Annotated in this window: 14 protein-coding genes; 12 read left to right on the top strand and 2 right to left on the bottom strand. The window is 45.8% G+C overall.

The features are described from left to right. Window positions 1–5 precede the first annotated feature (5 nt). The 5 genes from WAO38_RS07575 (at window position 6) to rd (ending at window position 4,182) form a co-directional block, all read left to right on the top strand. Window positions 6–557, top strand: coding sequence for a DUF882 domain-containing protein (locus WAO38_RS07575; protein WP_422235868.1), 552 nt, complete (start codon window positions 6–8; stop codon window positions 555–557). A gap of 214 nt (window positions 558–771) precedes the next feature. Beyond that, a complete protein-coding gene (locus WAO38_RS07570) occupies window positions 772–1,470 on the top strand; it encodes a DUF2231 domain-containing protein (RefSeq protein WP_422235867.1) in 699 nt (232 codons plus the stop codon). Continuing rightward, entirely contained in the window at window positions 1,467–3,146 is a 1,680-nt protein-coding gene (locus WAO38_RS07565) for a 2-oxoacid:acceptor oxidoreductase subunit alpha (RefSeq protein WP_422235865.1), read from the top strand. The genes WAO38_RS07570 and WAO38_RS07565 overlap by 4 nt, the downstream gene beginning before the upstream one ends. Next, window positions 3,143–4,003, top strand: a complete 861-nt coding sequence (locus WAO38_RS07560) for a thiamine pyrophosphate-dependent enzyme (RefSeq protein ID WP_422235863.1) — start codon at window positions 3,143–3,145, stop codon at window positions 4,001–4,003. The genes WAO38_RS07565 and WAO38_RS07560 overlap by 4 nt, the downstream gene beginning before the upstream one ends. 14 nt (window positions 4,004–4,017) lie before the next feature. Continuing rightward, window positions 4,018–4,182 carry a rubredoxin gene (rd, locus tag WAO38_RS07555; protein ID WP_422235861.1) on the top strand — a complete coding sequence of 55 codons (165 nt, stop codon included), beginning with the start codon at window positions 4,018–4,020 and terminating at the stop codon, window positions 4,180–4,182. Between the two features lie 19 nt (window positions 4,183–4,201). Here rd and WAO38_RS07550 read toward each other — a convergent pair whose 3' ends face one another. Further along, window positions 4,202–4,696 carry a rhodanese-like domain-containing protein gene (locus tag WAO38_RS07550; RefSeq protein WP_422235859.1) on the bottom strand — a complete coding sequence of 165 codons (495 nt, stop codon included), beginning with the start codon at window positions 4,694–4,696 and terminating at the stop codon, window positions 4,202–4,204. A 172-nt stretch (window positions 4,697–4,868) separates the two neighbouring features. On the opposite strand from WAO38_RS07550, the gene WAO38_RS07545 reads away from it, so the two are divergent. From WAO38_RS07545 to WAO38_RS07515, 7 genes are all read left to right on the top strand, one after another. After that, window positions 4,869–5,534 (top strand): putative bifunctional diguanylate cyclase/phosphodiesterase, encoded by a 666-nt coding sequence (locus WAO38_RS07545; protein WP_422235857.1) that lies wholly within the window; start codon window positions 4,869–4,871, stop codon window positions 5,532–5,534. Between the two features lie 100 nt (window positions 5,535–5,634). After that, window positions 5,635–7,275, top strand: a complete 1,641-nt coding sequence (locus WAO38_RS07540; protein WP_422235855.1) for a YcaO-like family protein — start codon at window positions 5,635–5,637, stop codon at window positions 7,273–7,275. After that, window positions 7,266–8,603: an MATE family efflux transporter gene (locus tag WAO38_RS07535; protein ID WP_422235853.1), complete on the top strand. Its 1,338-nt coding sequence runs from the start codon at window positions 7,266–7,268 to the stop codon at window positions 8,601–8,603. The genes WAO38_RS07540 and WAO38_RS07535 overlap by 10 nt, the downstream gene beginning before the upstream one ends. 84 nt (window positions 8,604–8,687) lie before the next feature. Then, window positions 8,688–9,239, top strand: a complete 552-nt coding sequence (locus tag WAO38_RS07530) for a hypothetical protein (RefSeq protein ID WP_422235851.1) — start codon at window positions 8,688–8,690, stop codon at window positions 9,237–9,239. Next, complete coding sequence (locus WAO38_RS07525; RefSeq protein WP_422235849.1) at window positions 9,236–9,367, top strand: hypothetical protein; 132 nt, start codon at window positions 9,236–9,238, stop codon at window positions 9,365–9,367. Before WAO38_RS07530 ends, WAO38_RS07525 begins: the two co-directional genes overlap by 4 nt. Next, window positions 9,351–10,253, top strand: a complete 903-nt coding sequence (locus WAO38_RS07520) for a hypothetical protein (protein ID WP_422235848.1) — start codon at window positions 9,351–9,353, stop codon at window positions 10,251–10,253. The genes WAO38_RS07525 and WAO38_RS07520 overlap by 17 nt, the downstream gene beginning before the upstream one ends. A 12-nt stretch (window positions 10,254–10,265) precedes the next feature. After that, window positions 10,266–10,655, top strand: coding sequence for an LPP20 family lipoprotein (locus WAO38_RS07515; RefSeq protein ID WP_422235846.1), 390 nt, complete (start codon window positions 10,266–10,268; stop codon window positions 10,653–10,655). Window positions 10,656–10,679: 24 nt separating this feature from the next. Here WAO38_RS07515 and WAO38_RS07510 read toward each other — a convergent pair whose 3' ends face one another. Continuing rightward, window positions 10,680–11,249, bottom strand: coding sequence for a hypothetical protein (locus tag WAO38_RS07510; protein ID WP_422235844.1), 570 nt, complete (start codon window positions 11,247–11,249; stop codon window positions 10,680–10,682). Window positions 11,250–11,481: the final 232 nt, after the last annotated feature.

The following is an 11,481-nucleotide window of genomic DNA, read 5'->3' as shown; positions in this document are numbered from 1 at the left end:
GGAAAATGGAGAGAGAAGAAAGGACAAACCGTAGAGATTTTTTGAAAATTGCCGCTATGGCTTCAACGGTCGCTCTCTTTCCTAACACTGCTTTTGCAAGCAGAGAAATACCTTATCAAAAATCCATCTCTTTATACAATATTCATACCGGCGAAAAACTCGAAACGACATTTTGGGCGGATGGAGCCTATATTCCCGAAGCACTATCCGATCTGAACCATATGCTCAGAGATTACAGAAACGATTCCGCAATACAGATGAATACAGGACTGTTTGATTTACTCTACACAATCCGTACGAATATGCGGAGTAAGGAGCCTTTTCAAATCATCTCAGGGTATCGTTCACCGGAAACCAATGTAATGCTCAGTAGCCAATCTTCAGGAGTTGCCAAACACAGTCTCCATATGGAAGGCAAAGCGATCGACATCAATCTTCCCGGCCGTAATCTTGCTGATCTCAGAAAAGTCGCTATGGGACTCGGACGAGGGGGAGTAGGATATTATCCTAATTCAAATTTTGTCCACGTCGATGTCGGAAGAGTCAGACACTGGTAACACCTTTTTCATCTCCCTGAACGGAAGTATTATCCCGATGTGAGGTGGCGTTTGAAACTAAATAATAATTTTTCTAATTAATTCAATTTTATATTTTTGTATTTACCAAGTTGGACTAAAGTATCTGTAACGATTAGCGTGTTTTTGTAGATGGTTTGATGTGTATCGATCAATGCTTGTTTGATAAGCATTCATGAAGCGGAAGCAGGAATCTATGCAGCAATTTAGTGAGAAAGAACTTCGAGAGTACAACGGTCAAGAGGGCAAGCCTGCCTATATTGCTTACAATGGGCAGGTGTATGATGTCACTTCGTCCAAATTTTGGAAAAATGGTGTCCATTTTAAAAAGCACTTTGCCGGATGTGATCTGACAGCCGAACTGGTGAATGCACCCCATAGCGATGAGGTATTTGCAAATTTTCCGTGTGTCGGTGAATTTGTTGCTATCTCTCAGACTGCCGACGAAACTAAAAAAGAACGGTACCGGCAATGGTATGCGAGATATCATCCCCATCCTATGGTCATTCATTTTCCGATAGCACTGCACTATTTCAGCGCGGCTGCGGATGTTTTATTTTTAGCCAATCCTTCAACCGAATATGAAGCAGCTGTTTTTTTATCGTTTCTGATCGCTACGGTGATGGGACTCGTCGCGTTGATTACGGGAGTTTTTAGCTGGTGGATCAACTACGATTTCTCAATGTCCAGAGCGTTTAAAGTTAAATTGATCGGTGCACTTTTTACCCTTGTTGTCGGGTTGATTCCGATAGCTCAGAAAATGATGAATACGGATGTCCCTTTTAGCCAGGGGATAGACGGGTTCATCTATCACTCTATAATTTTTGCTACGGTCATTTCGATTACTATAGTGGCGTATTACGGGGGAAAAATCACCTGGGGGGCGAAAGTATGAAAGATTCTGTTTCGGTATTGATCGGTGGAAAAGCGGGTCAGGGGATCGCGAGTATCGAGACCTTGCTCACCAAAGGCTTTAAAAGAGCGGGTTTTTATACCTTTTCGACCAAAGAGTTTATGTCCAGAATACGGGGCGGAAGCAATACGACGCTGATACGTATCTCGAAGCGTCCTGTAAATGCCCCCGTATTCAAGGTGGATATCTTTGTTCCTCTGGATACGGATTCGTACTACCATGCCCAAGAGAGAATAGGAGAAGAGACATTTTTGATCGCCAAAAAAGGGGATTTTGAGTGCGACTGTACTCTATACGATCATGATTTACCGGCCTTAGCCAAAAGCATAGGCAGTCCGATCGTCTCCAATACGATAGCCGCGGCACTGGTTTTCGGACTGCTCGGATACGATGTCGGTATATTAAAAGGGATTGTGACAGAGCTGTATCAAGATGAGATGCTTGAGATGAATCTCAAAGCGCTGGATATTGGAACGCAATTGGCTGAAGACAACGGGCAGTGCCGCTATTGTATCGAGCCGAATCTCTCGGGTGCATCAGCAAACGACCTCTTTTTAAGCGGGACGGAGGGGGTCGGGTTCGGAGCGATCGCGGGAGGATGCAATTTTATCTCCAGCTATCCGATGAGCCCATCGACGGGGGTATTGACTTTTTTGGCGAAGCAGAGCCGAAGGTTCGGCATCTGTGTCGAACAGGCAGAAGATGAGATTGCCGCGTTTCAGATGGGGCTGGGTGTCTGGTACGGGGGCGGACGGGCAATCACGACGACGAGCGGCGGCGGATTTGCCCTGATGGGTGAGGGACTTAGTCTCAGCGGAATCACCGAAACGCCGATGGTCGTCTATCTGGCACAGCGTCCCGGACCCGCGACCGGGCTTCCCACACGGACGGAGCAGGGAGATTTGGAACTCTCCATCTACAGCGGGCACGGTGAATTTCCTCGGATTGTCTTGGCCCCGGGTGATCCGAAGGAGTGTTTTGAGTTGACTCGCAGAGCATTCGAACTCGCCGATCGCTTTCAGGTTCCGGTGATCATCCTGAGTGATCAGTATCTCGCAGACAGCTACTTTCATACTGAGCAGTTTACCATAGAGCCGAAACAGCCAGTTCACCATATTATCAAAACCGATGCGGACTATCAACGCTATTCTTTGAGCGCTAATGGGATCAGTCCGCGCGGGATTCCGGGATATGGTGAGGGGTTGGTATTGGCGGATTCAGACGAACATACGGCTGAAGGGCTGATCACCGAGAGTATGTCGGTTCGCAACGAACAAAACGGCAAACGGCTACAAAAGATAGAATTGATCTCTGAGGAAGCGATTGTCCCCGAAGTTGAGAGAGAGGGTGATATTATCGTTCTCGGATGGGGTAGTACGAAACACATTATCCAAGAGGCAGTTGAGAGAGTCGGCGATGAAAGGGTGACAACGATCCATTTTTCGTGGGTTCATCCGCTGAGCGAATCTCAGCTGGCTTTGCTGAGAGAGGGTAAGCAGATCGTGGTAGTTGAGAATAACGCTACGGGACAGTTTGCAAAACTGCTCAAACAACACGGGATAAGCATTCATGCCCAAATACTCAAATCCGACGGTTTGTCCTTTTTCGCGGATGAACTCTCTGAAAAGCTTGCATTCGCATTAAAGGAGATCCGATGAGTACACGATTTGACCGAATTGTAGAAGACAATGCATGGTGTCCGGGATGCGGAAACTTTTCGATTCTGGCACATTTAAAAGAGGCACTGGAGGAAATGGGGCTTGATCCGCTTAAAACGGTAGTGGTTTCGGGGATAGGGCAGGCGGCGAAGACACCGCAATATATGAGTGTCCATATGTTCAACGGACTTCACGGCAGAGCGCTCCCCGTCGCGCAGGGGCTAAAAGTAGCCAATCCCTCATTGACGGTAATCGCCGAAGGGGGTGATGGCGATATGTACGGGGAGGGGGGAAATCACTTTATGAGTGCAATCCGCCGAAACGCCGATATTATCAATATCGTTCATAACAATATGGTCTACGGTCTCACCAAAGGGCAGGCTTCTCCGACATCGCAGCGAGAGTTTAAAACACCCGTGCAGATCGAGGGGGTGCATGTAGAACCTTTTAATCCGATAGCCACGGCAATCTCTCTGGATGCATCGCTTGTGATCCGAACTTTTTCGGGGAATAAAGAGCACTGCAAAGCAATGCTCAAAATCGCGATCGAGCACAAAGGATATGTTCTGATCGATATTTTTCAGCCGTGTGTCACGTTCAACAAAACCAATACTTTTAAGTGGTTCAAGGAGAATGTGTATGAGCTGCCGGAGAGTTATGATCCTACGGACAAGGTCAAAGCATTTGAAAAGGCTTTGGAATCCCATCCGTTTCCGATCGGCGTACTTTACAAAAGTCATTCCAAAGTGACACTGGAAGATATTTTGAGATCAGAGTGCGGAATGGATGAGCGACCGCTCTTTTTACATCAGGTTGATTTTAATGCACTTCGGTCTGAAATGAATAAATACACTTAACAAAGGAGAAAAAGATGACGAAGTATGAATGCGATGTATGCGGTTATATCTATGACCCGGATCTGGGAGATCCGGAACACGGGATTCTCCCCGGTACCCCTTTTGAAGCGTTGCCGGAAGATTGGGTATGCCCTGAATGCGGTATCGGAAAAGAAGATTTTACCGAAGTGGCCGACTAACGCAGCGGACGGTGAGCTTTTATTTGGTTTTTGACATCGTTTGGAGAGGGTAACCGGATGCTTTCCACTCGCCGAATCCGTTGAGAAACCAATAGACGTTCTGATAGCCGAGTTTGCGTACCGCTAGTGCCGCTTCATAAGAATTGGCACACGACTCGCCATAGCAGTAAAAGACAAGAGGCTGTTTTTTGTCCGGAGGCAGCTGTATGACAATATATTCTGCTTTGGATACATCGAAATAGACGGGGAATGCCCCTTTGACATGCTCTTTTGCATAGTGGCGTTTTTCGCGCGCGTCAAAAAATAGAGCGTTTTGATCATACAAGGCTTTTGCTTTGGCAATATCGACGACGTTGACCCCCTTGGCGATTGCTTCGTCGATTTGGGGAGGGATCACACAGACATCGTAGGCGGTCTCAATAACAACACTTTTTTCACCGTCATAATCGACTCCGTAGAGAGCGGCAGAACTGAGTAATCCTGAGAGAATCAAAATAGATAATTGGCGTACCATAACCGACTCCTTTTTCACATATAGATTCTACAATAATAGAGCAGTCATTATTAACATACTATAATAATTTATTATTCATTTTGGAATTTAAATATTTTTACCGCTAATTTGGACCAAAGCTTATATTTTAATCACTTTTTTAAATATTGTGATTTGATGTTATTGTAGTTTTGTGTTACAATCGTCAAGTTTTTTACCGAAATGGGGGGCTATTTCACCGGTTGAGTTTATTCCCATTGCCGAAGAGAGCGGGCTGATCCTTCCGATCGGAGAATGGGTTCTGCGCAATGCGGTGAAACAGGCGAAAGCGTGGTTTGACAGCGGATTTCCTCCGATAATCGTAGCGGTAAACCTCTCCGCGGTACAATTTCGCCATCCCCATCTTCCGGAACTCGTAACGGCCATATTGGAAGAGATCGGTTTGCCTCCGGAGTATTTGGAACTCGAGTTGACCGAAGCGGTTGCCATGCATGATCCGAAAAGTGCTTATGCCGTCATGGATAATCTGCATGAGAGAGGTATCCGAATGTCTATTGATGATTTTGGAACCGGCTACTCTTCCCTCAGCTACTTAAAAAAGTTCAAAGTATACAAATTGAAGATTGACCAGTCCTTTATCCGTGACATCAATACTGATCCCGAAGACAAGGCAATCGTCAATGCCGTGATCAGTATGGCACACTCTTTGGGGTTAAAAACAATCGCCGAAGGGGTGGAAACCGTAGAACAGCTGGCCTATCTGCGAGAGCAAGGCTGTGATGAGATCCAAGGCTATTATTTCAGCAAGCCTTTGAGCTCTGACTTATTTGCCGAGTTTGTGGTCGCTAAAAAACAGTAGTCTCATTCAGATATTAGTTTCATTTTCGTTATACTGTCGGCATTAGCGCAAGGGTCTCGGTTCTTCCGATTCTCTTCACAATTTCCTCATAGGTTAACATATGAATCTTCTCTCCAAAAACGCACCCGTCGAAGTCTCCATCAAACGGATGGAAAAGATATTAAGCGAGATGGGATGTGCCGTCACCTATTCGAGTGAAAAACACCCTCTTAATCACTGCTATTCCGTCAACCTTGCTTCGGTTGAGGCTCCCAAGCATATTTATTCCAACGGAAAAGGGATCTATTCCGAGGCCTCTACCGCAAGTGCTTTGGGCGAGTACATCGAGCGCCTCCAAACCAATAATTTTTTTATCGATTTCCATCTCCCAAAGCGGAAGTATTATCCCGATGAGAAGCCGTTTGATTTTGAAGGGGGATATCTCAATCCTCAGCTGATGGACGTCTATGACCCGAACCGTGAACTGAGCATGGAAGAACTGATCGATTTTAACAGTGATACGGAAGACAAGATCGTTGCCCTGCCGTTTAAAAAACTCTCTTCGGATGAGGTCGTCTATTTTCCTCTCAATATTCTCAGTAATCTCTATGTCAGTAATGGACTGGCTACGGGCAATACCCCTCAAGAGGCTCAGGTCCAGTCGATGAGCGAGATTCTGGAACGCCATGCGAAAATCGAGATCATTAAAAACGGCTATTCCCTTCCGCACTACGAAGATGAGTTTTTGCAGCAGTTTGAACGCCTCTACAGCGATTTGACGAAGCTGCGGGAATTGGGTTTCATCGTGAATGTTCTGGATGCCTCACTGGGGGGAAAATATCCGGTGACGGCCATATCGTTTATCAATCCGGCCAATGCGACGCTGTTCGTCTCTTTCGGTGCCCATCCGATTTTGGAAGTCTCTTTGGAACGGACCATGACCGAACTGATGCAGGGACGGGGGCTGGAAAATCTCGAGGCGTTTGAAGTGCCGACGTTCGATATGTCTATCGTCTCCGAGAGCTTTAATCTCGAATCGCATTTTATCGATTCCAACGGCAAGATGGGGATTCAGTTTCTCAGCAGCAAAAAGAGCTTTGAACTCGCATCGTGGAACTACACGGGATCGAGTACGGCAGAAGAGTTTGCGTATCTCACGGGAATATTCGCATCAATGGATAAAGAGCTGTATATCCGCGAATACGATTATTTGGATATGTATTCGTGCCAGATCATTGTCCCCGGAGTCTCCGAAGTCTATCCGATCGACGATCTGGTCTATAACAACCGAAACCGCGGTAAAGTCTATCGGGAAGCGATCTTAAATTTTGCCGATTATGATCCGGACTCGGTACTTGATGAAATCGAAGCGCTCGAAGATCATCTGAACGTCGAAAAATTCATCGGAGTCATTTTCGAGGAGAACTTTACGATCGGAGAACTCAAAGCGCAGCTGCACCTATCGCTGGGAAATGTTGACGAAGCGGTGAGCTATTTGGAATTTAGTACCAATACCATGAGCAACTTGGTCGTTGAATTGATTCAGATGGAAGAATTAGGTCTTGAATTTGGTGACTACCGACAGGCATTGTATGATCTTTATACGCAAGAGCGGGTCGATAAAGCGGTCGGAATCGTAAGCGGGGAACAATATTTGGTCAATACCGCGCTGCACCGCGATTATCACAATATGCTGGAAATGTATGATCGGCTGGAAGTGAAAAAAGGGGTTCTGATACACTCAGAGGACCAATGCATTTAGATTTAACCCAAGGTGACATCAATACCCAGATAAAAAAACTGGCGATCCCTGCGAGTGTCGGGTTCTTTTTTCATACGATGTACAACGTGACCGATACCTATTTTGCAGGTTTGATATCGACGCAGGCGCTTTCGGCACTCACACTCTCCTTTTCTGTTTTTTTTATGATGCTGGCGATTGCCGGGGGGATGAGTGAGGCCGTCACGGCACTGGTCGGAAATGCTTTTGGGAAAAAAGATACCAAAGCGGCGGGGCATATTGCGCTGAATGCTTTGTTTTTCGGTTTTTTTCTCTCGTTTGTATTGACGTTTGCCGGGGTTTGGGCGACACCGCATCTGATGAAGCTTTTGGGTGCGCACGGTGCGTATTTGGAAGAGTCTCTGGCCTATATCAACATCATTTTATACGGTTCCGTCTTTTTTGTTTTCAGCTGGTTTATCAATGCCCTTTTGAATGCGGTAGGCGATACCGTTTCGTTTCGGAATATTTTGATCGTCTCTTCCGTTTTGAATATCGTTTTGGATTATTGGTTTGTTTTCGGAGGATTAGGGGTTAAACCTTTAGGGGTAGGGGGAATTTCTTCGGCTACGGTCGTAACCGAGCTGATAACGGCCATCTATCTATTTTACAAACTTACAAAAACACCTCTGCTGCGCGGCTACAAAGAATTTACCGTCGATACTGCCGTCTTTAAAGAGCTGATAGCCCAAGGGCTGCCGCCGAGTGCGAATATGGTCTTGATGGCAGCCGGTATCTTCATCATCACCTATTTTGCGGCCCCTTTCGGACAGGAAGTGGTTGCCGCTTTCGGAATCGGTATGCGGATAGAGCAGATTATCCTGATGCCGACTATCGGGCTGAATGTAGCCGTTCTCGCGATTGTTGCCCAAAACAACGGAGCAGGGCAGTATGAACGGATCGAAGAGACACTGAAAACCGCGCTCTATTACGGGGGGATCGTCTCGTTGGGCGGGATGGTGCTGCTGTTGGCCGGTGCCGAGGGGTTTATGCACGTTTTCAGCAATGATGCAAACGTTATCGCCCAAGGGGCACTCTATCTGCGGGTAGAAGCGTTTATCCTCTTCTCGTTTGTCGTAATATTCGTCCATCTCGCAATGCTTCAGGGGATTGCCAAACCGAATTTTATTTTTACGATCTCGATTTTCAGACAAATCATCGCACCGCTGCTCTTGCTGAGTCTGGTGTCGTTTTTAGGGCTGGGTGTCTTGTGGGTATGGCTGAGTATCGCACTGATCGTCACCTTCTCCGCATTCGTCACCTGGAGTTACAGCCGACAAAAGCTAAGAGCGGTCTCAAAGCGGCAATAGGGCGGGTTTAACCCGTTTCACAATCATTACACAGTAATATTAAATAATAAACACAATAAATATTTGACCGTTAAGGAGGTTGCTATGCGTACTACATTATTTTTGGGGATCGGATTGTTGATAATAGGACTGGGTGGATGTGTCAAGCAGCCTGAAAGCCGCAACGGATTCAACAATCTGCCGCAGTGGTATCAAGAACCGACGTCACTAGGGGATAAATATGCGGCGTCAGGCTCAGCGAAACCGAATAAAGCGCAGGACATTGAACTGCAACGGATCGAGGCTGCAGCCGTAGCACGTGCCGAATTGGGACGCCAGATGGAGCTGCGGGTTAAAGATATGTACAAACGGGCGACGCAGGAGCTGGGACTCGGCGAAGATCAAACGATCGATCATGCCGTCCAGTATGCGACGAAGCAGATCTCCGACGTGACATTAAAGCAGTCTCAGCAAAAGAAGCTTTTTTTAGACAGTGAAACGGGTGTCTTGTATACACTGTATGTATTGGATGCGAACAGCGTCGATCGGCAGATCAAATCAACGGTACAATCCTCAATGAACAATCAAGAAGCATTGTGGCAAAAATTTCAGGCGACACAGGCATGGAAAGAACTCGATGAAGAGGGAAAAAAATGAGCCGGACGGTTATCCTCATGGTTCTAACCGTATTGGCACTAAGCGGGTGCAGTTCACACACTGCGAATCCGAATGCGAAGATGATGGACAATGTGATGGGAGAACTGGATCGTGAGACATCGAAGTAAGCTTCTCCTTACCGTTCTCTCAGGGTTGCTTCTGGGTGGCTGTGCAACAACCAAAGTGGATTTGTACAAATACAAAGATATCTCTTCGGTTTCCATCGTCGATGATGATAAAGCAAACTATCAAGTCGTGCGCCCCAAACTCAATGCCGATATCACGGTCGATACGAACGGGTTTGGAGAATTCGATGGGACGATGCGGGATTATTTTCTCGCGTATAATGACCAAAAAGAGGTTTTCAAGCTCGACCAAAACGGTTCGTACCGTTTAAAGCTGACCCTTCATAATGTCAGTTCGAACAAAAAGTTCACCCCTTCCCAATATATCGAAAGGAAGCGGAAAATTAAAACCGACAAGGGGATAATCATCAAAGATGAAAGCTATTACAGCGACCCTTATTGGACCTACCATGTCGATACGGCAGTCGTGGCTGAACTCACCTCTGCGGGTGGGGAGCAAAAGTTTTTTGAGGCCGATGATGCGATCTCTTATTCCCTCACCGGTAAATACGGATCGGAGATTCCGCGGTCCAAATATGTAGAATCATTGCAGGGGACGCTCTCAAAACTCTTAAAACAGATTGCCAATGAAGTGGCTCCCGAGGGGCTGGTCGTCAGTAAAAAAGTTTCAATCGACGATGAAGACGACCTCATTTTCCTCGTCAATATGGGAAAATCCGAAGGGCTTTATGAAGGGCAAAAACTGCTTGTTTTTAAAGAACTGGTATTTAAAGACGAGATCGATGCCCGAACGATGACGAACAAGGTACATGTCGGCACCGCCACCGTCTCGAATCAGGTGATGAGTCATTATGCCTGGATGATTATGGATGATGAGGATCACAACCATGTAATCGACGTGGGTGACATCGTCCGTGCGCGATACTGATAGGAGATGAATTTGGGAAAATATCTACTACTGCTGATGTTCGCGTATCAGAGTCTGTATGCTTTTTGGCCTATGGACTGGTTCAAATCGAATGATCCGCTCCCTCCGTATGTATTGCAGCACCCGCTAATGGATGAGACAAAAGTGTACGGTGTCGGAAGCGGAAAAAACTTTTTAGAGGCAAAAAGCAAAGCCCTGAACGATATCGCGACACAACTGCAAAGCGATGTCCGCTCGATTACCTCCGTACATAAAAGCAGTTCTGCCCTCTCCTCCCAAACCGATCAGCAGATTACGGTTTTGACCAAACGGAAGATCGACAATTTTTCAATCGTGCGGGAAGACTATGCGAATGGGTTGACCTATCTTCTGGTCGAATATAAGCGTACTCCCGGAGAATAAAAAAGAAAGCCGGGCTTTTGTTTTTTAATCTTCACTGTTCTCATCCGTAAAAAGTTTCAGAATCTTTGAATATTCGGTGAACGCCTGCTTGTATAAATGTTGGGTGTGGTTATTACTCTCATACAGCTCCGTTGCACTCAATCCGCTTTCCAAGGCATTTTTCAGCAATTTCGTCCGTCGCAGGTAGGTAAAGGCGAGATTGGGGAAATGCTCATGAATTTTTTCACGAATCATCACCGCATCATTAGGGCTATCGATCATGTTGGCAAATACGAGGATCGGTTTTTCCCGAAAGTTTTTAATAAAAATCAGACTTTTCATAATGGAATTCAAATCGTTCGTGGTCGGGAGGATAATAATATCCGATTCCCGCAGTATCTCATTGGCATGCATGTTTTCAAATCCTCCGAAATCGTATACGGTATCGGGGTAGAGAGGGATTTTATTCGGATAGTAGCGGGCATTTTTGTATTTGTTCAGAACAACAGACATATCATTGGTAGCATAGCGGTATCGCAGGTCTTTGGCAAGAGAAAATGCGAGAGAAGTTTTACCTACGCCCCCTTTGGTAGATGCTATAGAGATAATGGCCATTGATATCCTCTGATTTTTTGGAAATAGTAGCATAAATAGGCCATATCGATTCAAAATATGGCAATTACATTCGATATTCATGTTATTTGTCAAGTAGTATAGTAAAACACTATGATTTAAATACTTCTTCAAAAGCCCTAAAATAGGGGAATAAAAATAAAATACGCAATAAACACTACAAAATCAATAGAATTACTTGACAATGTATTTTTTTTGCCCTATACTTTCTCCA

Source organism: Sulfuricurvum sp. (genome assembly GCF_049277495.1).
Taxonomy (GTDB): domain Bacteria; phylum Campylobacterota; class Campylobacteria; order Campylobacterales; family Sulfurimonadaceae; genus Sulfuricurvum.
Note: the sequence above shows the minus strand (reverse complement) of the source record. Positions and strands in the feature narration are given on the sequence as shown.

What these genes read in the sequence shown, in the direction of transcription:
- rd (WP_422235861.1), top strand. Translation starts at nt 4,018, where the DNA reads ATGACGAAGTATGAATGCGATGTATGCGGTTATATCTATGACCCGGAT.
- WAO38_RS07525 (WP_422235849.1), top strand. Translation starts at nt 9,236, where the DNA reads ATGAGCCGGACGGTTATCCTCATGGTTCTAACCGTATTGGCACTAAGC.
- WAO38_RS07560 (WP_422235863.1), top strand. Translation starts at nt 3,143, where the DNA reads ATGAGTACACGATTTGACCGAATTGTAGAAGACAATGCATGGTGTCCG.
- WAO38_RS07575 (WP_422235868.1), top strand. Translation starts at nt 6, where the DNA reads ATGGAGAGAGAAGAAAGGACAAACCGTAGAGATTTTTTGAAAATTGCC.
- WAO38_RS07535 (WP_422235853.1), top strand. Translation starts at nt 7,266, where the DNA reads ATGCATTTAGATTTAACCCAAGGTGACATCAATACCCAGATAAAAAAA.
- WAO38_RS07510 (WP_422235844.1), bottom strand. Translation starts at nt 11,249, where the DNA reads ATGGCCATTATCTCTATAGCATCTACCAAAGGGGGCGTAGGTAAAACT.
- WAO38_RS07550 (WP_422235859.1), bottom strand. Translation starts at nt 4,696, where the DNA reads ATGGTACGCCAATTATCTATTTTGATTCTCTCAGGATTACTCAGTTCT.
- WAO38_RS07540 (WP_422235855.1), top strand. Translation starts at nt 5,635, where the DNA reads ATGAATCTTCTCTCCAAAAACGCACCCGTCGAAGTCTCCATCAAACGG.
- WAO38_RS07530 (WP_422235851.1), top strand. Translation starts at nt 8,688, where the DNA reads ATGCGTACTACATTATTTTTGGGGATCGGATTGTTGATAATAGGACTG.
- WAO38_RS07565 (WP_422235865.1), top strand. Translation starts at nt 1,467, where the DNA reads ATGAAAGATTCTGTTTCGGTATTGATCGGTGGAAAAGCGGGTCAGGGG.
- WAO38_RS07570 (WP_422235867.1), top strand. Translation starts at nt 772, where the DNA reads ATGCAGCAATTTAGTGAGAAAGAACTTCGAGAGTACAACGGTCAAGAG.